The 24,056-nt window shown below is 64.3% G+C and carries 19 protein-coding genes; 7 read left to right on the top strand and 12 right to left on the bottom strand.

Annotated features, from left to right (window positions below; translation table 11 throughout):
• Positions 1 to 419 precede the first annotated feature (419 nt).
• The 7 genes from KP010_RS06505 to KP010_RS06475 form a co-directional block, all read right to left on the bottom strand.
• A complete protein-coding gene (locus KP010_RS06505; RefSeq protein WP_216280639.1) occupies positions 420 to 2,060 on the bottom strand; it encodes an electron transfer flavoprotein-ubiquinone oxidoreductase in 1,641 nt (546 codons plus the stop codon).
• 625 nt (positions 2,061 to 2,685) lie between these two features.
• Positions 2,686 to 5,826 (bottom strand): MobF family relaxase, encoded by a 3,141-nt coding sequence (mobF, locus tag KP010_RS06500; protein WP_216280638.1) that lies wholly within the window; start codon positions 5,824 to 5,826, stop codon positions 2,686 to 2,688.
• Between the two features lie 3 nt (positions 5,827 to 5,829).
• Positions 5,830 to 6,147: a hypothetical protein gene (locus tag KP010_RS06495; RefSeq protein WP_216280637.1), complete on the bottom strand. Its 318-nt coding sequence runs from the start codon at positions 6,145 to 6,147 to the stop codon at positions 5,830 to 5,832.
• 157 nt (positions 6,148 to 6,304) lie between these two features.
• Complete coding sequence (locus KP010_RS06490) at positions 6,305 to 6,643, bottom strand: integration host factor subunit alpha (RefSeq protein WP_216280636.1); 339 nt, start codon at positions 6,641 to 6,643, stop codon at positions 6,305 to 6,307.
• Positions 6,644 to 6,979: 336 nt separating this feature from the next.
• Positions 6,980 to 7,174 carry a hypothetical protein gene (locus KP010_RS06485; protein ID WP_216280635.1) on the bottom strand — a complete coding sequence of 65 codons (195 nt, stop codon included), beginning with the start codon at positions 7,172 to 7,174 and terminating at the stop codon, positions 6,980 to 6,982.
• A gap of 264 nt (positions 7,175 to 7,438) precedes the next feature.
• On the bottom strand, positions 7,439 to 8,665 hold the full coding sequence (locus KP010_RS06480; RefSeq protein ID WP_216280634.1) for a PepSY domain-containing protein: 1,227 nt from the start codon (positions 8,663 to 8,665) through the stop codon (positions 7,439 to 7,441).
• Between the two features lie 82 nt (positions 8,666 to 8,747).
• On the bottom strand, positions 8,748 to 10,922 hold the full coding sequence (locus KP010_RS06475; RefSeq protein ID WP_253203573.1) for a TonB-dependent siderophore receptor: 2,175 nt from the start codon (positions 10,920 to 10,922) through the stop codon (positions 8,748 to 8,750).
• Between the two features lie 745 nt (positions 10,923 to 11,667).
• Between KP010_RS06475 and KP010_RS06470 the strand changes: the two genes are divergently transcribed.
• Both KP010_RS06470 and KP010_RS23245 read left to right on the top strand, forming a co-directional pair.
• Positions 11,668 to 12,348, top strand: a complete 681-nt coding sequence (locus tag KP010_RS06470) for a response regulator transcription factor (protein WP_216280632.1) — start codon at positions 11,668 to 11,670, stop codon at positions 12,346 to 12,348.
• Positions 12,345 to 13,745, top strand: a complete 1,401-nt coding sequence (locus KP010_RS23245; protein WP_216280631.1) for a HAMP domain-containing sensor histidine kinase — start codon at positions 12,345 to 12,347, stop codon at positions 13,743 to 13,745. The genes KP010_RS06470 and KP010_RS23245 overlap by 4 nt, the downstream gene beginning before the upstream one ends.
• 149 nt (positions 13,746 to 13,894) lie before the next feature.
• On the opposite strand, the gene KP010_RS06460 is transcribed toward KP010_RS23245, so the two are convergent.
• The 4 genes from KP010_RS06460 to KP010_RS06445 form a co-directional block, all read right to left on the bottom strand.
• The gene (locus KP010_RS06460) at positions 13,895 to 14,122 is read right to left on the bottom strand and encodes a hypothetical protein (protein ID WP_216280630.1); all 228 of its coding nucleotides are present in this window, start codon (positions 14,120 to 14,122) and stop codon (positions 13,895 to 13,897) included.
• Positions 14,123 to 14,257: 135 nt separating this feature from the next.
• Positions 14,258 to 15,478, bottom strand: coding sequence for a chromate efflux transporter (gene chrA, locus KP010_RS06455; protein WP_216280629.1), 1,221 nt, complete (start codon positions 15,476 to 15,478; stop codon positions 14,258 to 14,260).
• Positions 15,479 to 15,484: 6 nt separating this feature from the next.
• On the bottom strand, positions 15,485 to 16,060 hold the full coding sequence (locus tag KP010_RS23240) for a hemerythrin domain-containing protein (protein ID WP_371824230.1): 576 nt from the start codon (positions 16,058 to 16,060) through the stop codon (positions 15,485 to 15,487).
• 152 nt (positions 16,061 to 16,212) lie between these two features.
• Entirely contained in the window at positions 16,213 to 16,557 is a 345-nt protein-coding gene (locus KP010_RS06445) for a PadR family transcriptional regulator (RefSeq protein WP_216280627.1), read from the bottom strand.
• A 387-nt stretch (positions 16,558 to 16,944) separates the two neighbouring features.
• Here KP010_RS06445 and KP010_RS06440 point away from each other — a divergent pair, with 387 nt between their 5' ends.
• Both KP010_RS06440 and KP010_RS06435 read left to right on the top strand, forming a co-directional pair.
• On the top strand, positions 16,945 to 17,121 hold the full coding sequence (locus KP010_RS06440; protein ID WP_216280626.1) for a hypothetical protein: 177 nt from the start codon (positions 16,945 to 16,947) through the stop codon (positions 17,119 to 17,121).
• A gap of 80 nt (positions 17,122 to 17,201) precedes the next feature.
• Entirely contained in the window at positions 17,202 to 17,708 is a 507-nt protein-coding gene (locus tag KP010_RS06435; protein WP_216280625.1) for a hypothetical protein, read from the top strand.
• Between the two features lie 254 nt (positions 17,709 to 17,962).
• On the opposite strand, the gene KP010_RS06430 is transcribed toward KP010_RS06435, so the two are convergent.
• A complete protein-coding gene (locus KP010_RS06430) occupies positions 17,963 to 18,421 on the bottom strand; it encodes a YaiI/YqxD family protein (RefSeq protein WP_216280624.1) in 459 nt (152 codons plus the stop codon).
• A gap of 221 nt (positions 18,422 to 18,642) precedes the next feature.
• Between KP010_RS06430 and KP010_RS06425 the strand changes: the two genes are divergently transcribed.
• From KP010_RS06425 to KP010_RS06415, 3 genes are read left to right on the top strand one after another with little or no spacing between them, the layout of a single operon-like run.
• A complete protein-coding gene (locus KP010_RS06425) occupies positions 18,643 to 19,395 on the top strand; it encodes an ImuA family protein (RefSeq protein ID WP_216280623.1) in 753 nt (250 codons plus the stop codon).
• Complete coding sequence (locus KP010_RS06420; RefSeq protein WP_216280622.1) at positions 19,310 to 20,833, top strand: DNA polymerase Y family protein; 1,524 nt, start codon at positions 19,310 to 19,312, stop codon at positions 20,831 to 20,833. The genes KP010_RS06425 and KP010_RS06420 overlap by 86 nt, the downstream gene beginning before the upstream one ends.
• Positions 20,830 to 24,009 (top strand): error-prone DNA polymerase, encoded by a 3,180-nt coding sequence (locus KP010_RS06415; protein WP_216280621.1) that lies wholly within the window; start codon positions 20,830 to 20,832, stop codon positions 24,007 to 24,009. The genes KP010_RS06420 and KP010_RS06415 overlap by 4 nt, the downstream gene beginning before the upstream one ends.
• Positions 24,010 to 24,056 lie beyond the last annotated feature (47 nt).

Raw genomic sequence — 24,056 nt, 5'->3', positions numbered from 1 at the left:
ATGGGTTCGAAATGGAGGGTCTGCGCGTGAAAGTGCGAGCAGGCAAAAATGGTAATGATGAGCTCCTTGTCGATCGGGGGACATGGCCCGCAACGTCCAAGGCGTCTGGAATCGTTAATTGCCTATTTGAAATAGGCATGGGTTTTCGGTTGCCCTGCGCCTTCGACAAGACCGGTTCAATCGACAGGAGTGTGTAGGCAGCCCAATGATATCAGGCACCCTCAGGCGCGTCGGGATCGTCACGTATCAAGGCGAATCTCTGGATTCACGCGAGTGCTCAAAGCATTGCAAAGCTGGCGATCGCGTGCAGGAATCGCGACTGTGCTAGGCGATGGATTGGCAAAAATCGGCTCGCGCGCGCCGACGCGCCGTCGGCGGGGAGCAATAGCGCGTTGTTCACGGGGAGAAGGAGCTTGTCTTCACATATTCGGATAGTTCGGACCGCCGCCGCCTTCCGGTGGAACCCAGGTGATGTTTTGCGCCGGGTCTTTAATGTCACATGTCTTGCAGTGAACACAGTTCTGCGCGTTGATGACGAAACGCGGATCGCTTTTCGTCGCTTCGTCGCCATAAACGACTTCATACACGGCCGCCGGGCAGTTGAGCGGAGCCGGCTCGCCATAACGCGGGAGATTGTCGCGTACCGGAACATTGGGATCTGCAAGCCGCAGATGCACGGGCTGATCTTCCTCATGATTGGTGTTCGACACGAACACCGAAGAAAGCTTGTCAAACACGAGCTTGCTTGAAAGCTTGGGATAGGCGATCGGCGTCACTTCCGATAAAGGCGTCAGACAGGCGTGATCAGGCTTACCCTGTTTCAGCGTGCCGAAGAAGGAGAGGCCAAACAATTCATTTGTCCACATATCGAGACCGCCGAGCGACGCGCCGAGATAAGTCCCATATTTCGACCACAACGGCTTGACGTTGCGTACGGGTTTCAAATCGCGGCCGATGTCGGAGGCGCGCCACGCCGCGTCATAAGCGGAGACTTCATCATGTGCGCGACTCTCGGCCAGCGCCTTAGCGACATGTTCGGCGGCGAGAATTCCGGAAAGCATCGCGTTGTGCGATCCCTTTATGCGCGGGACATTCATGAAACCGGCCGCGCAGCCGATAAGCGCGCCGCCGGGGAAGACGAGCTTCGGCACGCTTTGCCAGCCGCCTTCGGTGAGAGCGCGCGCACCATAGCAGGAACACTGTCCATCTTCGAGCGTCGGCGCAATTAGCGGATGCGTTTTGAAGCGCTGAAATTCGTCGAAGGGCGAGAGCGTTGGGTTGGAGTAATTCAGATGCACGACGAATCCGAGGGACACAAGGTCCTCATCGAAATGGTAGATGAAGGATCCCCCGCCGGTATCAGCGGCGAGCGGCCAGCCAAAACTGTGCTGCACCAGCCCCGCCTTGTGCTTCTCCTTCTTGATGCGCCATAGCTCTTTGAAGCCGATGCCGAATTTCTGCGGCTCGCTGTCTTTCGCGAGATCGTATTTGGCGATGACCTGTTTGGAGAGCGAGCCGCGCGCGCCTTCGGCGAACAGCGTGTACTTGCCGTGCAGTTCTATGCCGCGCGTGAACCTGTCCTTGGGCTTGCCGTCGCGCCCGACGCCCATGTCGCCCGTGGCGACGCCAAGCACTTCGCCCTTGTCGCCGTAAAGCAGTTCGGAGCCGGCAACGCCGGGATAGATTTCCACGCCCAAAGCCTCAGCTTCGGACGCAAGAAAACGCACGACATTGGCAAGTGAACCAATGAAATTGCCCTGGTTACTCATGAGCTTCGGCATCAGGAAATTGGGGATACGAAAGCCACCGTTTTCGCTGAACAGGAAGAAATTGTCTTCGTGCACCTGCGTCTTAAGTGGCCGATCATCATTCTGCCGCCAACCGGGTAGGAGCCGGTCGAGGCCGATGGGATCGATCACCGCGCCGGAAAGAATATGCGCGCCGGCTTCCGAACCCTTTTCGATGACGACGACGGAAGCGTCCGGCGAAACCTGCCTCAAGCGAATTGCGGCGGCGAGGCCGGCGGGACCTGCGCCGACGATGACGACGTCATATTCCATTGTTTCCCGGGGCGGCAATTGGCGGTCTTCTCGGGGCATGATCGTGCCTTTTTGCAACTGGCTGCGACCAGTACAGCCTTTGCGCGGTCCACGCGGTCTTGTTGGCGAGCGCGACTGAGACAGGACGCGCCGGACGGCGCGTCAGGAGCGAATTGATCCATTGCGCTCCGGTGGCATTCTTACTGCAGGCGCAACGAATAACGCCGCTCCCGAGCACCGCCAGCCAGCGGGCTGTCGCCAGCACCAACGTAGTCGTTTCAGGTGTTCAAATCTAGCGTCAACGGCGTTCGCGACCGGAGAAGGAGGCAGTTGGCGTACGCCGAAAATACCTTTCTCAGCGACGCAGACCCGCAGTCGAAGGAGGATCAGACTGAGGGCGCGCCGAGGGTTCGTCTCTGGGCGACCTGAAGCGGGTCTGGGCTGACTGGCCCATTCAGCCCCTGGCAGCACCGCAAATGCCGTTTATCAATGATCCGGTTTCGTTTGCTATGCATAAGCCTCGCTTTTGGTGAGCCCGATTGCTGCGATGGTGTCATTAGGGTCACGTCCGGCCAAAAACCCGGAGTTGGGGCCGTAATCAGCTCTCTATATGTCGGGGCGCCCGATCAAGCCGATAGGCACAGCTTCATCGAAACGGCGACGGAGAGGGGCGTTCTACAGCTGGAGCCGGAGAGGCAGGCCCTGGCTGCTGCTTGTCGAGGCGGGATCCGATGTTCTCTTTCGCCTCACGCAATAGCGCGGCGTTTCCCTCGACGCCGGCGGCGAGATCGGCGATGTGGGGCGCGACCTCTTCCGCAGCGATCTTCGAGCGCACGCGCTCTCGCGCCTTTCGACCGGGATCCATGGCGTCGGCGGCCCGCCGGTGAAACGTGCGGCCTTGTTCGATGAAGGAGTCGATCGACCGCTCTCGCGTGCGTTTGCAGGCCTCGACGAGGTCGAGAGCGAGAGATTTATAGGGCTTGGCGGCCATATCGGCGGCGATCCGCTTCCAGAGATCTTCCGCCTCGATCGGCTTGGCGTCGCCGAGCGCGCGGCTTCGTCTCTCGGCCTCCTGGACGGCCGCCTCGGAAATCATCGTCCAGGTCGTTCCCCTGGCGCGGCTCTCGGCGACATAGGCCTTGAAGGCCGTGATGCCCGCGCTGCCGCGCGGCAGGGCATCGATATGTTCGTCCGAGGTGACGCCTTGCGCGGCGTCGATCGTCAGCGCATGGCCGAAGCCGAGCATCAGTCGCTTGGTGACGGGATCGGTCAGGCGGCGCCATTCGACCTCGCCGATCTGGCCTTTGGCGTTTTGCAGGAGGAGGCCGCCGACGGTCTTGCCCATGACCTTCACGACATGGCCGTTATAGCCGATCGGGCCTTCCTTGCCGTCGATCTTCGCCCATGTGTAGCGGTAGAGGCGAAGGTGGTCGCCGGTGGCGATCGGCAGGTCGAAGGCGTGCGGCTCCTTCGCGCCGCGCGGCGCAATCGCCTTGTGAACAGCCTCGTCAGCGCCGATCTCGCCGCGCGCTTTGAGCCGCGTCCGGATCGCCATGCTGATCGCGGCCGCGTCCTCATTGGTCGGCGCGGAAATCGTGATCCCGCGCTTCGAGCCGGCGGCGTCGAGAATGTCGCGCCGTCTGACATAAAAATCGGCGATCTTCGCGGCGACCTGGTCGAAATCGCCGCCGACCAGCATGGCCGTTCCCTCGGCGCGCTTCATCGCGAGGGCGGTCTCGGCCTCGGAGTCGCGGAACATGCCGGCGATCTGGCGGTCGCGTCGATCGACCTGACGGACGGCGGTGAGAAGCTCGGGTTGCGCCGATTTCGGCAGGGCGCGACGCAGGATTTCGATCGTATCGCCGGCCTCGATCGCCTGCGCCTGCTCGCGGTCGCCCAGCGCCTTGATGGTCATGCCGCTCTCGGCCTGCAGCTCGAGCAGCCGCAGCATCGGCCGCGGCGCGATCTGGCTGATCTCGTCGATGACCAGGATCGTGTTGCGGGTCGGTACGAACTCGCCGGCCTCGACGGATTTGAGGAATGGCTCGAGCGCCCGGGTCCGATCGATGCCGGCGTCCTGCAGCGCGTCGGCCTGCCGCCATGCGGTCGAGACGCCGACGAGCTCGCGGCCCGAGGCGTCGAAACGCGTGTCGGCCTTCCAGGCGGCGACGAGAGGCCGCAGCAGCGTGGATTTGCCCGCGCCGGCGACGCCAGTGAGGAGCGACAGCGCGCCGCCCTGGCCGAGCGCATAGATCGCGGCCTTTTGCGCGGCGCCATGCTCCGGCTCGCTGTCGAAGTCGAGCCCCGAAGCCTCAATAGCGCGGCGGATGTCGCCGGCCGCCAGCGCGCCGGACGTGTCGAGCGCGGCGCGCGCGGCATGGTCGCGAAGGCTCTCCTCGACGCGGATCTGCGCGGAATTGGTGACGCGGAGCACCTGCCGCGGCTCGTCCTCGGGATTTTCGCGCTTCGCCCAGGCGGCGACCAGATCGACGTGCTCGCCGTGAAGATCGACGCCCTTGCGCTCGATCAGCTCGACGACCCGGTCGATATCCTTGACGCCGCCGGCGACGCCGACGCCGATCAAGCCACGCGCGGCGTGGATGCGAAGACGATCATGGTCGATGACGGCGGCCGTATGGAATTCCTCGGCGAGATGTTTCGCCGCGAAGGCGTAGGCCCGCTCGAAACGCTCCTCGTTCGACAGCGCGGCGATCTTCACGTCCTCCATGACGGTCGAGTGTTCCCAGCCCATCGCCTCGGCCTGGTCGCGCCAGATTTTATGATCGGTCTTTTCGCCATGCTTGGCGAGGCGCGCGGCTGCGGCCGCTTCGCGGAGGATTTCGGCTTTCTTTTCCGCGGAGATGTCGTCCCAATCGAGCCCTTGGCCCGCCGCGAAGGCCTTCGCGTTGCGCAGGACCTGATGGGTGCTCTTGCTGAAGGCCTCATTGGCGAATTGCGGGATGGCGAGGATGACGGCGGCTTGCTCCTTCTCGTCATAGGCGACGCGGATGCCGAGCGCGCGCAGCTCGTCAGCCAAGACGGCCTGGGCGAAGGCGCCGAACTCATGGACCCGGGCGTGAAGGCGCTGGGTGTCGAGCGAGCCGATATGGCCTTCGCCGGTGACGACCAGATTGAACAGCGCATTGTGGATGTGATCGTGGGGATCGCCGGCGATCGGCGCTTCGAGGAGGTAAGTCGCGCCCTCGCGGCCGTCTTGGACCGGCAGGGTCGGACGGGCGATGTAATGTCGGAAGCTGACCCAGCCGACAGCGCCGGGATCGGCCCCGTTCTCTCCCGCGCGCCCGCGCCGCGCCCAGCCGATCTCCCGGGCGACATAGCGCATCGCCGCGTCATTGGCGCGATGGATGGCGTTGCGGATGGCGGCGGCCTCCGCTGGATCCTGCGCGAATTCCGCGGCGAGCGTCACGGATTTGTGCGGCGAGAAGGTGAAGTCGTAACCGCTGATCTCTCTCTTGTGCTTGGACCAAGCCTTTCCCGTGTCGGCGCGCTTGCCCTCGAAGAGCCGATCGAGCTCTTCGTCCTTGGGCGCATGGTGAGAATTAATGCCGAGCGCGCGGGCGACGGAGAGCGGCATATCCGATCGCCAGGCCGGCCCGGCGTCGCGGCCGGTGTAGTAGCTGGTGAGGCGCGATCCCGGCTCCAGCTGCTGCCGGCCGAGGGCCTCGGCCGCCTGCTCGGCCGGCGGCGGGCCGAGCCTCGCCTCGGTGAAATACATGCGGACGAGCTTGCCTTCGGAGGCGGCCGCGAACTTGCGGAAGGTGATCATCGATCAGGCCTTCGCGAGGGAAGAGAAGCGCTTTTCGAGGGCTTCGACGGTCTTGTCCGGGAGGCTTTGCTGCATGTCGACGAGGAGCTCGAAGGTCTTCCGCGAGAGGATGAGCTGCTCGCGGTTCTGCGCGATCAGATGGGCAAGCAAATCGCTCAGCGTCGGCTCGCCGGCGTCGTCCTTGGGTGTGAGCAGGGCGATGATCTCGTCGAGGCGGGCGATGGTGATGCGGATCTGCTCGTTCTGCAGGCCGACCGCTTCGACGATTTGGTGGGATTCCTGCTCGACGCGAGCGAGCCCTTCTTTCAATTCCTTGGACATGATTGCGCCTCCGCTAAGAGCGCAAAGGGTCGCCGGAGTCCGCGCGAATGAAAACGATCGCCGCCGAAAGATTCGCGGTGGCGTCCGGCGCTGGCGGCGCGCGGTTCGCGACATCAGCGGTCATGGGCGCTCACACCGCGCGGCGCCGGCGACCGCTCTACGGAGAGTCGCCGGCGACCGGGGATGCTCTCGACGCCGCCACTGCCGATTTGAGATGTGGCGCCGCTTTGAACACGACGACCCGACGCGACGAGATGAAAGCGGCGGCGCCGGTTTTGGGATTGCGGCCCGGGCGAGCGTTTTTGGAGCGGATACGAAAAGTGCCGAAGCCGCGGAGCTTAACGTCTTCTCCGCTGGTCAGGGCGGACAGCATTTCCTCGAGCGAGCAATCGAGCAGGGCTTTTGCGTCCGCACGGGAGAGGCCGGGGATGCGGGCGTAAATGGCGTGCGCGAGGTCGTCACGCGTCACCGTGCTCCTGGAAACAGCTGCGTCCAAAATCCCATCCGGCTTTCGCCGTTCCCTCGAAAACAAATCGCGTCGCCCGCAGGGCAAACCGAATCGCAGTGTGGCTGGTGAATTTCTAACCCGCAGGTAGGGGGCGGACCAGGGCCGCCCGAGCTTGGTATTTGGTCACTGCGGTTTTTCGTTGGCGATCCCGGCAAGTCGCTGGCTATAGGGGGTCTATGGCGAGGATGCGCCATAACCAGCCGTTCGACCCGCATGACCCGAGGACCGCTTGCCTTGGAATTCGCCGACGTTCGCCGCGCCGGATATCTCATAGCCTGGCTGAGGTTCTCGTGACGAGTTTTACGCCCCGACGGTCGGGGTTCGCTATGCCGAAACGGCGTTACGCGTGCGTGCGCGGCGGCGGCAATAATCGGCGACGGTGCGCGCCATCGGATGCCGGCGGTCGAGAGCGACCTCGGATATGGGCGTGACGAAGATCGCCGTGTCGAGGTCGTCGCCAACCTCGATCTGGCACATGAGGCCGTAGCTCTCGCCGGCGTCGAAGACATCGGTCATCATGCCCGTGTCGGGCCGCTCCTGTCGAGGCGGCGAGCGAGCGGCTTCTCGGATGCGCGACGAGAGGCAGGCATCGTCGAAGCGCGTCGAGCAGGCACCGCGTGTCGCCAGCGCGCACAGCGTCGATCCGATCGATGTTGGGAGAAGTTGCTCGGTGAAACATAATGTTCGTTTCCCAATTGATTTATATCGATCGATGCCGACAAGAACTTCCGCGGTTCATTTTCGCAGACGGTCTCGGACCGACGAGGTGCCGAATGCGAGCCGTCACTCGACGTCCGTCGCTTCCGGCGCCGCGCCAGCCGGCGCGCCACGCGCCTTACGAATGCGCCGCGCCTGCCTTTTCTTCCACCACATGTAGACCCCGGTAACGGAGAGCGCCGCGATGGCGAGGCCGAGGACGCAGACGAAAATTTTATAGGGAAGGCCGAAGACGTTGGCCTCGTGCAGCTCGACGAGCCAGGTGGTCAGCGTGTTGCCGACGCGATGACCGGTCGGCAAAATCATCGAGAGCAATGCGCCGGTGCTCGCGTCGAACCAGAAAAATGTCTGGCCTGACTTCTCGCCGATATCGCGCGAGGAATGAACGCGATATTCGAAGAGATGATTGTCGCGATCGAGGCCGAAATAGATGACTCTATCGATCGCAAATCCATGATCCGTTACCGCATCGGCGGCGATCCGCTCTGCGACAGTCTGCGCCGCCACCCAATCCATCGGCTCGCCAACGCTCGCAGAATCGTTCACGCGGAACCAATAGGATTGCTCGAGCGCGAACAGCGTGCGCGTCGCCGCCGTATAGACGCCGTTCAGATCCATATAGACGCTCGACCAGGCGAAGATCAGCAGCGCGGCCCATAGCCACAGCCCGGTCGCGCGGTGAATGTCGAAATTGACGCGATAGAAGGACGCCCGCCATTTGATCAGCCACGCCGGCTTCCATCGCCGCAGCCAGCCTTTTTGCGAGGAGCTGGTCGATGCGGATGCGGGAAGCGTCAGAAAAAAGGCGATGAAGCAGTCGAACGTCCACAAGAGCGCGACAATGCCGAGCGTCCAGCTGCCGAGCGAGCCCAGCGCCAGCGAGTAATGCAAGCGGTAGATGAACGGAAGCAGCGCGTCGAGACGATCCGGCAATGGGCCTGCGAGGCGCCTGCCGAGCTCTTCTCCGGTGATCGGATGCAGGAACAGCTGATTGAAGCTCGCCGGTCCGGCCGCATCGGGGCGAGGCTGCATTCGCACCGTCACGGCGTCGCCATTGCCTAGCTCGACGCTGGTCGCGCGAGCGCCGGGCGCGAGCGCCTCGGCGCGCCGAATGAGCTCGGCGGCTCCGAGCTCTGCGCCGCTGATCGAACCGAGATGAAACTGCGGCGTGATCCAGCGATCGAGCTCCGGCAGAAAGGCCAGAATGCTTCCGCTGAGCCCGACCACGATCAGAAAGGCCGCCGTCGCGAGCCCGAGCCAGCGATGAAGAAAGACGCAGAATGCTCTGATCATCGGCGAATATCCCACGACTGACGGGAGGCGAGCAGGAATAAAAGCCGGCGGAGCGCCCAATCCGCGCCCCGCCGAGCCACGCTCAGAACTCCATGCGCAGAGAGCCTCGGAACGTGCGGGGAGTGCCCGGGATCACGCCCTGGAAGCTCTGCGTCAGGTAATAGGTCTGGTCCAATAGATTATTGACGTTCAGCTGCACCGTGAATTTCTTCTGGTCGTATTCGAAGCTGTAACGCGACATCAGATCGACGACGGTGTAGCCGGGAAGCGTGAAGCTGTTGGCCCGGTTGCCGGCCACCTGGTCGCGGGCGATGAAGCCGGCGCCGAAGGCGAAGCCCTTCAGCAGTTCGGTCTGGGGCTCGTAGACCGCCCAGAGGCTTCCCGCGTGCCGCGGCACGCCGTACCAGTGATTGCCCACGCCGCCGCCGCGAACCGCCGAGACGATGCGGGAGTCGGTATAGGCGTAGCCGCCGATCACCTTGAATTCCGGCGTGATCTGGCCCTGGATGTCGAACTCGGCGCCCGTGCCCCTCACCGCGCCGGTCGTATCGGAGCGGGTCGCGGTCGCCGGCGATCTCACATTCGTCTTCAGAATGTCGAAATAGGCCGCGGTCGCCGTCAGCCGATCGTCGAGGAGCGAGAGCTTGATGCCCCCTTCCCACTGCCGCGCTTCTTCCGGCGGGAGGGGCTGATTATTCGTCGTCGCGCCATTGGAGGCGCCGAAGTTCTCGACATAATTGCCGTAGAGGCTGATCTGCGGCAGCGGCTGCCAGACGACGCCGACCCGCGGCTTCACCGCGTCGACGCCGACCGACGAATGATCCGGCAGCGCGGTCGGCAGATAATAGGTGAAGACGTCGGTGTTGCGGGCGTTGTCGTATCGGAAGCCGGCCAGCAGATGGAAGTCGTAGGGCAAGGTGATCTGGTCCTGCACATAGACGCCGTACCAGCTCTCCCGATAGTGATCGTTCTCGATCCAGTCCGGAGCCCGCGTGAGCGGCAGCAGAGCCACGGGACGGCCCGGACTGAACAGCTCCACGGAAGGCGTCGAGCCGAAATTGGCCGGATAGTGATATTGATCATTGGCGACATAGCCGTCCGCGCCCACCAGCAGCCGGTGGCCGAGGCCGAATGTGTCGAAGCGTCCGGTCAGCTCCAGATTGGCGAAATAGGTCTGCTCCTTCGCCTGAAAGTCGATCACGTCGCGCCCGACCGGGCAGGAGGCGAGCGTGCAGCTCGCGGCCGAAGGGCTGTAGATGTCGACCCAGGGCATGCGAAGCTCGCGGACATTGATGTCGAAGCGCTGGACGATCTTCCAGTCGCTGGCGAGCTGGTGGGTGAAGGCGTAGCCGAAACGAACATCCGATTTCGACTGCAACGCCATGTCCGTGGACGCGTAATTGGCCGATCTCGGCACGGGCGCGACGGTCCGGCCGAGGATCGGAATGCCCGCATCGATGGGGTCGCGTCCGCCATAGTAATTGAAATAGAACAAAAACGACGTGTCGGCGGTCGGCTGCCAGAGCAGCTTGGGCGCGAGATAGACATGCCGGTCGTACAGGCCGTCGCGAAACGAGCCGCGATCCTGATAGGAGGCATCGATTCGATAGAGCAGCGATTTGTCGTCGGTGACCGGCCCAGTGGCGTTGAGGCGCGTGATGTAGGTGTCGTAGGAGCCGAAAATCTGCTCGACCGAATAGCGACGTTCGGCCTCCGGCATCTTGGTCGTGACCTCGACGAGGCCGGCCGGCTGCGAGCGGCCATAGAGGATCGAGGCCGGACCCTTCAGCACCTCGATCTGCTGCACGTCGACGAGATCGCGCGGCGGGAGGGAGATGAAGGAGTTCACGCGCACGCCGTCCTGGTAGAAAGAGTACGTGTGGAAGCCGCGAATGAGCCAGCCGCCCTGCATTCCGCCATAGGGCAGGGAATAGACGTTGCTCACATTCTTCGCGGCGTCCTCGATCGTGACCGCCTGCTGATCGCGCAGCACCTGGCTCGGCACGACATGAATGCTGATCGGCGTCTGCATGATCGGCGTGTCGGTCTTGGTCGCCGTCGAGGTCGTGATCTTGCGATAGGCTTCGGGATCTTTCGGCCCGCCGCGCTCGGCGGCCGCGACGCCCCTCGTCGCGGCGCCGCGCTGCGCGCCGATGTCGATCGTCGGCAGCGCCTCCTGCGCATCGACGAGCGAGGAAGTGGCGAGCGTCACGAGAGCGCCGGCGGACGCGCCGCGCAGAATTTTGAATACGTGCATGTTCATTTCTCCTGAAGCGGCGAACCGCTCATGAATTCGAAGAGGGCGGCGAGCCGCGCCGCCTGCCAGACGAAATCAGGAGAAAAGCGGCGGCGCCTGCGCCGACCACGAGCTCGCCCAGCCTTCTGGGCGCGCATTGTCCGAGCGTCCGCGACCGGCCGCCGCAGCGCCGGCGCCCGATCCGATCTCGGCGGCTCGGAGCGAGGCTCGGTAGGGAGGGGGCGCTGCGTCGACGCCGTCCGGCGCGCAATAGGGGCAGCAGTTCGTTGCGAAGGGGCTGCCCCGCGGGACGTCATTGTGCTCATGGGACGCGGGGAGGCAGAAAGACGATGCGGTAGACGAAAGGTTCGGCTGCTCGTGATGCGAGAATCGTCCCGTCGAGACGGCGGTCGCCAGACCCTGGCATGCGATGAGGAGCGCGAAGACGCCCACAAGGAGCGCACGGACCGCCGCAGCGGAGAGACGCAGTTGTCCGTGTCGTCGAAGGCCGCCGCGCAACATCGAGATCAGAACCCCGGGAACCGCATCGCTTCGTCCCTGAACGAGAACAAAGGCGTTCCCGGCGACGAGCTCCGCCGACCGGGTAGCCTCGCGCGTCTTACGCCGTCCTTACGGGACGGACAAACTCGTCATTGCCGCCGGCTGTTGCAATTCTGCAACAGTTTTCAGCCCCCTCGGAGTTCCCGTAACCTCTCCCCGCCACTCCGATTTCGACAGAGTCGAAACGCCCAGAGGAAGGAACAGGATGCGGATCCTCATCGTCGAAGACGAGCCCGACATGGCGTTGCTCATGTCGCGGCGGTTGAATCGCGCGGGCTTCGCCTGCGACCAGACGGGGTCGATCGGAGAGGCGATGGAGGCGCTGCGGCTTTCGCCCTATTCTCTCGTGCTGCTCGATCGGCGGCTGCCCGACGGCGACGGCGCCGAGCATGTCTCCGCCTTGCGCCGAATTCGCCCCGAAGTGTCGGTGATGATGGTCACGGCCCTCGACGCCTATCGTGAGCGCGTCGCCGGACTCGACGCCGGCGCCGACGACTATGTCACCAAGCCGTTCAACGGTCCGGAATTTCTGGCGCGCGTCCGCGCGCGGCTGCGCGGCTCCGCGGGCGTTCGATCGCTGCCGCCGATCCGGCTCGGCCGCCTCGCCTATGATCAATATTCGCACGAGCTGACGCTCGGCGAGACGCCGTTCCATTTGCACAAGCGCGAGCTGGCGCTGCTCGGAGCGCTGATGAAGCGCGCGAACCGCGTCGCGACGCGGCCCGAGCTGACCAATGAAGTCTATGGGCTGGATCGCGATGTGTCCGCCGGCGCGCTCGACACGCTGGTTTCGCGCGTCCGCAAGCGCCTCGCCGACGTCGGGGCCACCGTCGAGATTCACCTCGTTCGCGGCAGAGGCTATCTACTGACCGAGCGCGCCTCGTGAACAAGGCGCCGTCGATCGCTCTGCGCTTCGCGGTCTTTCTGCTGGGGACGCAGATTCTCGGCGCGGTGTTCACCACTTTGGCGATCGAGCTGTTCGTCGACGACGAGTCCGGCCTGCTGTTCAACAAGAACAGGAGCGGCCTCGCCGCTCCGCGCGTCAATCACCTGATCGCCGAATCGCTGATACGCGCGCCCGACGGCGCTCTGTCGATCGCTCCTTCCGCGGATCTCGTGGAGGAGTTTCGGCGCGCGCCGCAGATGCGCGTCGCGGCTTTCGATCCGAAGACCAAGACGCCCTTGACGGGCTCGTCTCCGGAGCTCGTCGCAAAGCTCGTGGTGCTTCGCCATATCACTGCGTCCCACATGCACTTCAGGCTGGACGACGAAGCGGACGAGAGCGCGACCGGCCATCTCGCAATGGAGATCACGCCCTATGGCAAGCTCCTTCTGGCCACCTATGGCCATCAATTCCGACTCGAGGATGTGTTTCATACGCTCCGCTACGAATTCATGTCCTTCCTGCGCTATTTCGCCTTCGAGGCGCTGATCGCCGTCGCCGTCGGCTGGATCGCGTTCAAGCGCAGCCTCAAGCCGCTCAACGACGTCGCGCGCGAGGCGGAGCGCATCGACCTCGATTCGCTCCACCAGCGGCTGTCTCTCGAGCGTGTGCCGGCGGAGGCGATGACTCTCGTCTCCTCGATCAACAAAGCGCTCGCGCGGCTCGACGACAGCGCCGAGCGCCAGCGCCGCTTTCTCGCGAACGCCGCGCATGAATTGCGCACGCCCGTCGCGATCCTGATGGAGCGCCTCGACGATCCGGCCGAATCCAGCCTGCTTCCGAAGCTGCGCCGCGACGCGGAGCGCATTCGCAACATCGTCGAGCAGCTGCTCGCCGCCGTGCGCCTCGATCGGCGCGTCGCCTGCACGCAGGAGACGATCGATCTTTCCGAGATCGTGCAATCGATCGTCGACGATCATGCGCTGATCGCGGTGAAGACAGGTCGGCAGGTCGCATTCGAATCGATGGAGAGGTGTTCACTGATATGCGGAGATCGCCTCGCAGTGCAGAGCATTCTCGCCAACCTCATACATAATGCGCTGCGGGCGGAGCCCGAGGGCGGCGCCGTGGTCGTTCGGGTGCTGGCCGGACGCCGAGTCGAGGTAATCGACCACGGCGATGGCATTGCCGAAAGCGATCGCGATCAGATTTTCGAGCCCTTCTGGCGCAAGTCCGACAGGACTCCAGGAACCGGCCTCGGCCTCGCGATCGCCAAGGAGCTCATGGGGAAGCTCGGCGGACGCATCGAGGTCGGACGCACGCCGGGAGGAGGAGCGACCTTCCTGCTCACATTCGCGAGCGCCGATGTCTCGACACGCAACGATTCGCCGGAGAGCTGAGCCGCGCGGTGGCGAAGCAACAAGATCGTCGCCGCCTGTCGCACCGACCTTAGTCGCCGCCTGTCGCACCGACCTTAATTAAGGTCGGCGCAAGGATTACTATTTTTTGTACGCTAACTTGGACAGATCGTGAACTTTTCGTTGGGCGCTCATCCCGTCAAAGCACGGCAAAGCATGCCGGCTTTCCTGACGCCGGCCGATGCGGCGGCAAGCTCCTCCGAGAGGTCGGTTAGATCGGGACAGCGAGAGTCACGCACGAATTCGTCGCAGGAACAGCGATCGATCATCGGCGGGGCTCGGCTAAATTTTCCGTTGTCGGCAACGATGCGCGCGATCACCTTGGTCGAAGGCGGGATCGGTGATGCGGCGCGGGGCATGTCAGCTATCGGCGCAACCAGACGTTGGTAATGCGGCGGGACGGGTCTCCATTGGGTCACAATTCCCCGCTCGCCGTTCCGAAACGGCGAGGTGGCGCCATTTCCGGACCTTCGCGCGAAGGTCCGTGACGGGCCTTATGCGTGTGTCGTGACCGCCGTTGCGCCGAGCGCGCCGAGAACGACGACCAGCCAAGGCGGTGTCCGCCAGAAGACCAGCAGCAGGAAGGCGAGAACGCCGAGCCCGAAATCTGCGGGCGCGAAAATCGCGCTTGTCCAAACCGGCGTGTAGAGCGCGCCCAGAAGAATCCCGACGACCGTCGCATTGACGCCCCTGAGCGCCGTTCGCACGCCCGAGCGGTGACGCAAAGCGTCCCAAAAGGGCAAAGCGCCGAGAAGGAGAAGGTAGGACGGCAAGTAAATCGCCGCGAGGCAGATGAGACCGCCCGTCCAGCCGTTCGGCGCCGCCTTCATCGCCACTCCGAGATAGGCCGCGAACGTAAAAAGCGGGCCGGGAACAGCCTGCGCCGCGCCATAGCCGGCAAGGAAGGCGTCATTATCGATCCAGCCGCGCGGCACGACGGCCTGCTGCAGGAGCGGCAGCACGACGTGCCCTCCGCCGAAAACAAGGGAGCCGGAGCGATAGAAGCTGCTCATGAGCTCGACCGTATGATCGGCCGTCGCCTCTGCCAGCACTGGAAGCCCAAACAACAACGCGAAGAAAAGAGTAAGGGAAGTAATCGCTACCCCGCGACCGACAGGAATGGCAAGCGGCGTTGCGGCCCCGTCGGCCCCGCTCGAGAGGAAAAGCCAGCCAATCACGCCGCCCGCGACAATGGCTCCGATTTGTCCGCTGGCGGACGGAACCGCCAAGGTGAGCAGCGCCGCAGCCACGGCAATCGTCGCCCGCTCCCGATCTGGACAGAGGTTTCTCGCCATGCCCCAGACTGCCTGTGCGACGACTGCGACAGCCACGATTTTCAGGCCGAGCAGCCAAGCGACATGGGATAGATCGCCGAGGCGACCGACTCCATAGGCGAAGGCGATCAGCGCGAGCGCCGAAGGCATCGTAAAGCCGACCCATGCGGCCAGCCCACCTACGAAGCCGGCCCGCAACATGCCGAGGATGATCCCGGCCTGACTGCTCGCGGGGCCGGGCAAGAATTGGCAGAGCGCGATAATGTCGGTGTAGGCGGCTTCGTCGAGCCACTTGCGGCGCTCGACGAACTCCGTGCGGAAATAGCCGAGATGGGCGATCGGTCCACCGAAGCTCGTCACGCCGAGGCGCAAGAATATTCCAAGCACTTCCAGAAACGAGCCACGCTCCGTCGAATGCGTCGCGGCAATGCCGGCGCACATTGGGCCTCACCCTTTCGGCAGAGACGGCGGAGTAAACTGCGCTATATCGCCGATCCCGAGCGCTTCCTCGATGTGCGCAATCTGCGCGACCGCGTCCTCGAAGCCGTCCTTGCCGAATTGCTGATGCTCGATTTCCTCGAACAGCTCGCCCATTTCGTCGAGCTGATGGGCGGAGAGCGCGTCCTTCCATGCGGGAAAAACGATCGTGTCCTCACGGGCTGCATGGTGTTCATACATCAGCTCGACGCTGTCCAAGACCTGCGCCAGAGCGCCGGCGTCGCTGGCTCCTACGGCACCCTTGCCGACGACTCCGAGGATGTGATCCGTCAGCTCTCGTCCCCGCTTGTGCTGCGCAACGAGAATATCCACGTAGGCCGCCGCCGGGCCGCCCGCCTTTTTGATTGTCGGGAAAATATGCGTCTCTTCGAGTTTTTTCTCGTGATAGTCTTCGCCGAACGTTCGAAACATCGTCGCCGTGCGGCGGAGCAACTCGGGATCGAATTTGCTCGGCTCGGCGCGCAGTTTCGAGGCCGTGATGCGATAGACGAGGATCGCGCGGCGGATGACGCCGTGCTCGCGCATCAAGTCTTCGACCGCGCCAACTTCCTTCTCCTCTTTTTTCTCGCCCGGTTCGGGCTTTCCGGCTGCTTTGACGATTTTGGAGTCGGCTCCGGCCAGCAGGAGGCCAGCGCCGGCGGCGACGACAAGACGGCGGCGAGCGTTGTCGAATTCAGTCATGGGCGTTTCCTTTTATGATTGGTGTTTTCAGAAGGCTCATCTTCTTCAAACAGCTCGCCGAAGAGTTCCCGTACCTTGAGTTTTGCTACCGCGAGCGCGGCCGCTCCGGCGGGCGTTGCTCGATAGACGCGGCGCGCCGTGCTGCCGCTCCGTTCTTCGGTCGAGATCAGATAGCCTTTGCCTTCGAGCCCGTGCAGGATCGGGTAGAGCGTACCGGCGCTGATTTTGTAGCCATGCCTTTCCAGCTCCTCGATCATGGCGAGGCCGTAAATCGGCTCTTTCACGGCGTGATGCAGAACATGGAGCCGTATCAGACCTGCATAGAGATACTTGTCGTCCATTCGGCGGAGCCTAAGACGGAAACCGATATCGAATATCGATATCGTAAAGCGATAAGTGGCCGTGTCAAGGGCGTTCCGGGGCCGCGCAGGAGCGTGCAAAAGTGAAATAGAGTGCCTGCTTCCGTAAAATCAGCGGCTCATGACGAGAACGTCTCCTTAGGGTCACAGTTCCTCGTTCGCCGTCGGGAAGGGGGAACTGGCGCCAGGAGCAGACCTTCCGTGCCGGGATGATGACGAAGGCATTTTCTGCTCCGTATACGAAACCCAGGCGGCACGCTCGCGAATTTCGCGAATTTCGAGAAATCGCGCGATTGGCGCCGGCGGTCGCCAAACAATAGACGCGATCGCCGACATTCTCCTTTGAATGTCCGATTTGAGGAGGCTCTTTTGCGAAAACAATTTCTGCTCACCTGCGCGCTTCTCTCCCTGCTCGCTTTCACGGAACTAGCCTTGGCAAAGCAGGCGATAAAAGCACAAGCCGTGGAAGTCGAGCTTCCCGATGTGATCGTGGGCGCTGGCGAGCGCTCCGAGGCAATTTCCTATCAGGCGATCATTAAAGCCTAGAGGCGTTCGCTGGCCACAGCCATCTGGCCCCCAGGGCGACGCCGAGATTCATCCTCCAGCCACAGCAGCCGGATACGAATTTGAAAGAGCTGACTCTGGTTCTCACCGCGGCCAATCGGGACATCGAAATCGCGATCGACAAGAACGGCGTTTTCACCGCACCGCGAATCGACGCCCGCGAAAGCCTCGACGCTCGTATCCTGCTCAACCGACCCGATGGCGCCTTCGCGCTAAAGCCTTTTGTGCGCACGCCCGGACTTCCCCCGAACACTCGGCGCCTCGGTGACTTCCGGGCGATATGCGAAATGCGCTGGGCAATAGAGCGCGACGACGGGTCGATTCCACTCCCGACGCGGCTCTTGGCCGAGGGAATTGGCACGCCCTGCCGAAGCTGGTTGATCAAAGTCATCTTTCGGGAGCCGCGTCCGATCGCCGAAGTCTGGCTTGTTTCAGGTCAGAGGCGGGAGGCACTGGCGCAGGAGCGCATCCGACAAGACCGCACCAGCTTTTCACCGCCACTCCACGATGACTCCTGGCCGGACGATACGCTGATCGAACTCAAATTCGTCGAGGACACAAAGCAGTGACTGACGGCGCCGCAATCTTGCTAAAGCCCCGTGCGATTGTGAGGAGCAATAGACCGTCGTCGTCCGATGCGCGGAACCGAGCCTTCACGACTCGAATTTCATCGGGTTGGGTTGCGCAAAAGATACGACGGAAAATCGAGTGTCCTTTGATCCGAGGTCGGATTGCTTCCGCGAATGACAGCTTCGGGTCAAAAGTAGGCGCCGCCTCGTCACCAGATATCGCCGAGCAGCCGGAGCGCAAAGCGCCGATCGGCTCATAGCCGCCGTCTTTGCTCTCGGGTAATGGCTTGGTCCAACGCATGAAGGAACTGCGACCGGTTGGCTGAAGAAAATGGCGGTGGGCCACCGGTGATTTCGCCCGTCGAGCGGATATGCTCCATCAGCGAGCGCTGCGCGAGGGCCAGACCGATCGAGTCCTGTGTGAAGGCGCGACCATAGGGCGCGATAGCATGCGCGTTCTTCGCCAACACCCGTCCGGCCAGAGGAATATCGGCCGTGACGACGACATCTCCAGCAACGACCTGCTCTGTGATCCAATCGTCGGCCGCGTCGGCTCCGGCGTCGACGATGATCCTGGCGATCAGCGGTGATCGCGGGATTTGCATAAAGCTGTTGGATACGACGAAAGTTTGCAAGCCATAGCGAGAGGCAACTTTGTAAGTTTCATCTTTCACGGGGCACGCGTCGCCGTCGATGTAGATCTTGATCGTCATGGCGCATCCTAACCTATCGGGCGTCGGTCGTCGCCCGCTCGCAAGACTGGTCCCGGTTACTCTTTCCCGTTCACGAACGACGAGGTCACGCTACACTCTCGCGTTCGCGTCCGGCCGAGCAAAGAAATATCCGCAAGCCCATCCTCTTGACTCCCGACCTCGAAGGGGAGAACATTTAGGGAACATGACAATGAGCCCACATCCAGAGGTCGAGAAGGCGATTGCGGCACGAGCCCGCCATAGAGTCGTTGCGCGCGCAGATCGAGAAGATCGAAGGCCGAGCCCGGCGCGTCAAATCGGTCCTTCCGTTCGGAATCGCCGACATCGACGCGCGTCTTCCGGGCGGCGGTCTCCCTCTCGGTGCGCTCCATGAGATCGCCGGCGGCGGAAACGGCGCCGTGGACGGCGCGGCCGCAGCGCTCTTCGCCGCCGGGATCGCGACCCGCACGAAAGGGAAGGTTCTCTGGGTCATCACCCGATCCGACCTCTTCGCCCCGGCGCTGGCGCAAGCGGGCTTGGCGCCCGATCGCGTGATCTATGTCGAGGCCGGCAACGACAAGACCGTGCTCGCATGTGTCGAGGAAGGCTTGCGGCACGGCGGTCTCGGCGCGGTCGTCGGAGAAGTTGAGCGTCTCGACATGACCGCGTCCCGGCGTCTCCAGCTCTGCGCCGAGGGAAGCGGCTCGATCGGTCTCGCGTTGCGGCGCTGGCGCCGGCAATCCGAAGCCGTCGACTTCGGTCAGCCGACTGCCGCGGCGACCAGATGGCGCGTCTCGGTCTTGCCCTCGGCGGCTCTGCCGGTCCCCGGCGTCGGCCGTCACCGTTGGCTCCTGGAGCTGATCCGCGTCCGCGCCGGTGAAAGCGCGGATTTCGAAGTGGAGGCGTGTGATGAGTCGGGTCGTCTCGCTGTTCTTGCCGAGCTGGCCCACAGACCGGCTTCGACGGCAGGCGGGCGACGCGGCGCCGCCGGCTGAGACGCCGCTCGTCCTGATCGGTCACGACGGGAGGAGGCAGGTGGTGCGGGCTGCGGATGCGGCGGCCGTGGCCGCCGGCGCGCGCGTCGGAATGCCGGCCGCCAAGGCGCGGATTCTCGTGCAGGGACTCGTCGTTCGAGATCACGACGCCGCGGCCGACGCCCGAGGGCTCGACCGTCTCGCGCTGTGGGCGCTCCGACGCTACGCGCCGATCGTCGCGGCCGCCCCCCCGGATGGCATCGTGATCGACTCCACCGGCTCCGATCATCTCCACGGCGGCGAGGAAGCCATGCTCGCCGGCCTGATCGACCGGCTTTCATCGTCCGGCGTGCGCGCGCGTGCGGCGATCGCCGACAGCTGGGGCGCGGCGCACGCCTTGGCGCGCTACGCCGCGCGGCCCGTGCTGATCGCGCCGCTCGGACATGGCGGTTCCGTCCTGACGGGCCTCCCGCTCGCCGCGCTTCGTCTGCCTGCCGACATGGTCGCGGCGCTCCATGTTCTCGGCTTCGAGCGGATCGGCGATCTCCTCGCGCAGCCGCGCGCGCCGCTCACTCTGCGCTTCGGGCCGCAGCTCGGCCGCCGCATCGATCAGGCCCTCGGAATTCTCAGCGAGCCGATCGAGCCGATCCGCCCCGACGAGCTCATCGAGGTGAAGCGCAATTTCGCCGAGCCAATCGGCGCGGCCGAGACCATCGCCCGCCATATCGGCGAGCTGGTCGTCCAGCTCTGCGCCGGACTGGAGGCCGAGGGGCTGGGGGCCAAACGTCTCGACCTCATTTGTCACCGGGTCGACGATCGCCTGCAGGCGGTCCGTGTCGGGGTCGCCATGCCGGTGCGCGACGTGAAGCGCCTCACGCGGCTGCTGACCGACAAGATCGACACGATCGAGCCAGGCTTCGGCATCGAAACCATCAGCCTCGCCGCGACGCTGGCCGAGCCGCTCGCGGAAAAGCAGACCCTGACCGCGATGGTCGATGACGAAGCGCCGGACGTGTCCGATCTCGTCGACACGCTCGTCAACCGCGTCGGCGAGCGTAGCCTCTATCGAGCTGCGCCGGTCGCCACCGAGACGCCCGAACGCTCGGTGCGCCGAATTCCGCCCATGGCGCCGGACACAGGCGCGACATGGCAGGGGCGCTGGCCTCGGCCATCGCGGCTGTTGCCGTCGCCGGAACCGATCGAGACACTGGCCGCCCTGCCGGATCATCCGCCGGTGGCCTTCACCTGGCGCGGCGTGAGGCGGCGCGTCCGCCGGGCCGACGGGCCCGAGCGTATCCGCGGCGAGTGGTGGCGGCGCGATGCAGAGCTGACCGCCGTGCGTGACTATTTCCGCGTCGAGGACGACGCCGGCGAACGCTATTGGATCTTCCGTTCCGGGGACGGCGAGGACCCCAATAGCGGCTCGCAGCGCTGGTTCCTGCACGGAGTATTCGGATGAGCGGCCCATTCCGCTACGCCGAGCTGCAGGTCACATCGCATTTTTCGTTTCTGCGCGGCGCGTCATCCTGCGATGAGCTTTTCGCCCAGGCGGCGCTTCAGGGCGTCGAAGCGGTCGCCGTGGTCGACCGCAACTCGCTGGCCGGCGTCGTGCGCGCATTCGAGGCCGCCAAGGCGACAGGCGTGCGGCTGATCGTCGGCTGTCGCCTCGATCTCATCGACGGCGTGTCGGTGCTGGTCTATCCGACCGACCGCGCCGCCTATGGCCGGCTCTGCCGGCTTCTGTCACTCGGCAAGAAGCGCGGCGGCAAGGCGAAATGCGTCCTCGAATGGGCCGATCTCGTCGCCTATGGCGATGGCCTGATCGTCATCCTCGTTCCCGACGAGGCCGATGAGACCTGCGGCCTGCGATTACGTCGGCTGCGCGACGCCTTCGGCGACCGCGCCTATCTCGCATTGACGCTTCGTCGGCGCCCAAACGACCAGCTTCGCATCCACGAGCTGTCGACCATGGCCACGCGGATGCGCGTGCCGAGCGTCGTCACCAATGACGTGCTCTATCACGCGCCCGACCGGCGCATGCTGCAGGACGTCGTGACCTGCATTCGCCACGGCGTCACCATCGACGAGCTGGGCGATCGGCGCGAGCACGGCGACCGCTACATGAAGCCGCCCGAGGAAATGCGCCGGCTGTTCCCGCGCAATCCCGAGGCGGTCGCGCGCACGATCGAGATCGCGGCGCGCTGCCGTTTCGACCTCAGAGAGCTTTCCTACCAATATCCGGAAGAGCGCGACGATGCGACGCTCACCCCGCAGGAGACGCTGGAGAAGCTCGTCTGGGAAGGCGCGGAAACGCGCTATCCCGAAGGCGTGCCTGAGAGCGTCCGGGCGTCCCTGCTGCACGAGCTGGGCCTGATCGAGAAGCTTCGATATGCGCCATATTTCCTCACAGTGAACAGCATCGTCCGTTTCGCCCGCTCCCGCGACATTCTCTGCCAGGGTCGCGGGTCGGCCGCCAATTCCGCCGTCTGCTACGTGCTCGGCGTCACCTCGATCGATCCCGGCCGCAACGACCTCCTGTTCGAGAGGTTCGTCAGCGAGGAGCGCCGCGAGCCGCCGGACATCGATGTCGATTTCGAGCACGAACGGCGCGAGATCGTCATGCAGTGGGTGTTCGACACCTATGGCCGCGACCGCGCGGCGCTTTGCTCGACTGTCATCCGCTATCGCGCCAAGGGCGCGATGCGCGATGTCGGCAAGGCGCTCGGCCTCACTCAGGATATTGTCGAGACGCTGTCGAGTCATGTCTGGGAACGATCGGAGGGCGCCGAGGACGTACACGTCGGCGCCCTCGGCGACCGGCGCTTGCGCCTGGCGCTCGAACTTGCGCGTCAGCTCATGGGGACGCCCCGACATCTGTCGCAGCATCCCGGCGGATTCGTGCTCACCCAGGACAGGCTCGACGAGCTGGTCCCGATCGAGCCGGCCGCGATGGACATGCGGCAAGCGATCGAATGGGACAAGGACGACATCGACGCCTTGAAGTTCATGAAGGTCGACGTGCTGGCTCTAGGGATGCTGAGCTGCATGAAGCGCGGCCTCGACATGCTCGCGGATCATAAGGGAATCCAACTCGATCTCGCCGCCATCCCGGCTGAGGACCCGCGGACCTATGCGATGATCCGGTGCGCCGACACGCTCGGAACCTTTCAGATCGAATCCCGCGCGCAAATGTCGATGTTGCCGCGGCTGAAGCCGCGGACCTTCTACGATCTCGTCGTGCAGGTCGCGATCGTCCGGCCGGGACCGATCCAGGGTGACATGGTCCACCCTTACCTGCGCCGCCGGGAAGGGCTGGAGCCCGTCGTCTTCCCGAAGCCGGAGCTCGAAAAAGTGCTCGGCAAGACCTTGGGCGTCCCGCTCTTTCAGGAACAGGCCATGCGCGTGGCGATCGAATGCGCCGGCTTTACGCCCGGCGAAGCCGACATGCTGCGCAAATCCATGGCCACGTTCAAATTCACCGGCGGCGTCTCCGGATTCAAGCAGAAGCTGATCGAAGGAATGGTCGACCGCGGCTATGAGCGCGACTTCGCCGAGCAGACCTTCCGTCAGCTCGAAGGCTTCGGCTCTTACGGCTTTCCAGAATCGCATGCGGCCTCTTTCGCGCTCATCGCCTATGCCAGCGCCTGGCTGAAATGCTGGCATCCGGATGTGTTCTGCGCGGCGTTGCTGAACGCTCAGCCCATGGGCTTTTATGCGCCGGCCCAGATCGTCAGGGACGCGGTCGCGCATGGAGTCGATGTGCGGCCGGTCTGCGTCAACGCCTCGCGCTGGGATTGCGCGCTGGAGCCGACCGAGGACGACAGCCGCTTCGCGGTGCGCCTCGGCCTGCGCATGGTCAAGGGTCTCGCCAACGCCCATGGCGGCGCCGTCGTCGTCGCACGCGCCGACCGGCCCTTCGCCTCGGTCGACGATCTCTGGCGGCGCGCCGGCGTCCCATCCGCGGCTCTCGTCCATCTCGCCGAAGCCGACGCCTTCCGTCCGGCCCTGGGGCTCGCCCGCCGCGAAGCCCTGTGGGCGATCAAGGCGCTGCGGGACGAGCCGCTTCCTCTCTTCGCCGCCGCCTCCGCGCGGGAGGCGGAATTCGTGCCCGAGGTGAACGAGCCGGCGGCGACATTGCGGCCGATGACAGCTGGCGGCGAGGTCGTCGAGGACTACGGCCATGTCGGGCTGACATTGAGAGCGCACCCGCTCAGCTTCCTCCGCGAGGATCTCCGGCGCCGGCGCATCGTCACCTGCGCCGAGGCCATGGCGGCGCGGGACGGCCGCTGGCTGGAAGCCGCTGGCATCGTCCTCGTCCGCCAGCGTCCGGGCAGCGCCAAGGGGGTCATGTTCGTCACCTTGGAGGACGAGACTGGCATCGCCAATCTCGTGATCTGGGCGAAGCTGCTCGAGGCGAACCGGCGCGCCATCCTGTCGGCCGGCATGATGGCGGCGCACGGCCGCGTCCAGCGCGAGGGCGACGTCGTTCATCTGGTCGCGCAGCGCATCACGGACCTCTCGGCCGATCTCGCCAGCGTGGGCAGCCGAGAAGCGGCGTTTCCTCTTCCGCATGGCCGGGGCGACCAGCTCCGCAGCCGGGGCTCGATACGAGTGAAAGGCCGGGATTTTTGCTGATCGAAATCTCTACAGCCGCCTCGCCGCGACGGCTGCGTCGAGATAAG

The organism is Methylosinus sp. KRF6, from assembly GCF_018887255.1.
Lineage (GTDB): Bacteria > Pseudomonadota > Alphaproteobacteria > Rhizobiales > Beijerinckiaceae > Methylosinus > Methylosinus sporium.
Note: the sequence above shows the minus strand (reverse complement) of the source record. Positions and strands in the feature narration are given on the sequence as shown.

What these genes read in the sequence shown, in the direction of transcription:
- mobF (WP_216280638.1), bottom strand. Translation starts at nt 5,826, where the DNA reads ATGATCACCTTCCGCAAGTTCGCGGCCGCCTCCGAAGGCAAGCTCGTC.
- KP010_RS06460 (WP_216280630.1), bottom strand. Translation starts at nt 14,122, where the DNA reads ATGCCCCGCGCCGCATCACCGATCCCGCCTTCGACCAAGGTGATCGCG.
- KP010_RS06505 (WP_216280639.1), bottom strand. Translation starts at nt 2,060, where the DNA reads ATGGAATATGACGTCGTCATCGTCGGCGCAGGTCCCGCCGGCCTCGCC.
- KP010_RS06430 (WP_216280624.1), bottom strand. Translation starts at nt 18,421, where the DNA reads ATGACGATCAAGATCTACATCGACGGCGACGCGTGCCCCGTGAAAGAT.
- KP010_RS06415 (WP_216280621.1), top strand. Translation starts at nt 20,830, where the DNA reads ATGAGCGGCCCATTCCGCTACGCCGAGCTGCAGGTCACATCGCATTTT.
- KP010_RS06475 (WP_253203573.1), bottom strand. Translation starts at nt 10,922, where the DNA reads ATGCACGTATTCAAAATTCTGCGCGGCGCGTCCGCCGGCGCTCTCGTG.
- KP010_RS06495 (WP_216280637.1), bottom strand. Translation starts at nt 6,147, where the DNA reads ATGTCCAAGGAATTGAAAGAAGGGCTCGCTCGCGTCGAGCAGGAATCC.
- KP010_RS06470 (WP_216280632.1), top strand. Translation starts at nt 11,668, where the DNA reads ATGCGGATCCTCATCGTCGAAGACGAGCCCGACATGGCGTTGCTCATG.
- KP010_RS06445 (WP_216280627.1), bottom strand. Translation starts at nt 16,557, where the DNA reads ATGGACGACAAGTATCTCTATGCAGGTCTGATACGGCTCCATGTTCTG.
- chrA (WP_216280629.1), bottom strand. Translation starts at nt 15,478, where the DNA reads ATGTGCGCCGGCATTGCCGCGACGCATTCGACGGAGCGTGGCTCGTTT.
- KP010_RS06485 (WP_216280635.1), bottom strand. Translation starts at nt 7,174, where the DNA reads ATGATGACCGATGTCTTCGACGCCGGCGAGAGCTACGGCCTCATGTGC.
- KP010_RS06480 (WP_216280634.1), bottom strand. Translation starts at nt 8,665, where the DNA reads ATGATCAGAGCATTCTGCGTCTTTCTTCATCGCTGGCTCGGGCTCGCG.
- KP010_RS06420 (WP_216280622.1), top strand. Translation starts at nt 19,310, where the DNA reads ATGAGTCGGGTCGTCTCGCTGTTCTTGCCGAGCTGGCCCACAGACCGG.
- KP010_RS23240 (WP_371824230.1), bottom strand. Translation starts at nt 16,060, where the DNA reads ATGCGCGAGCACGGCGTCATCCGCCGCGCGATCCTCGTCTATCGCATC.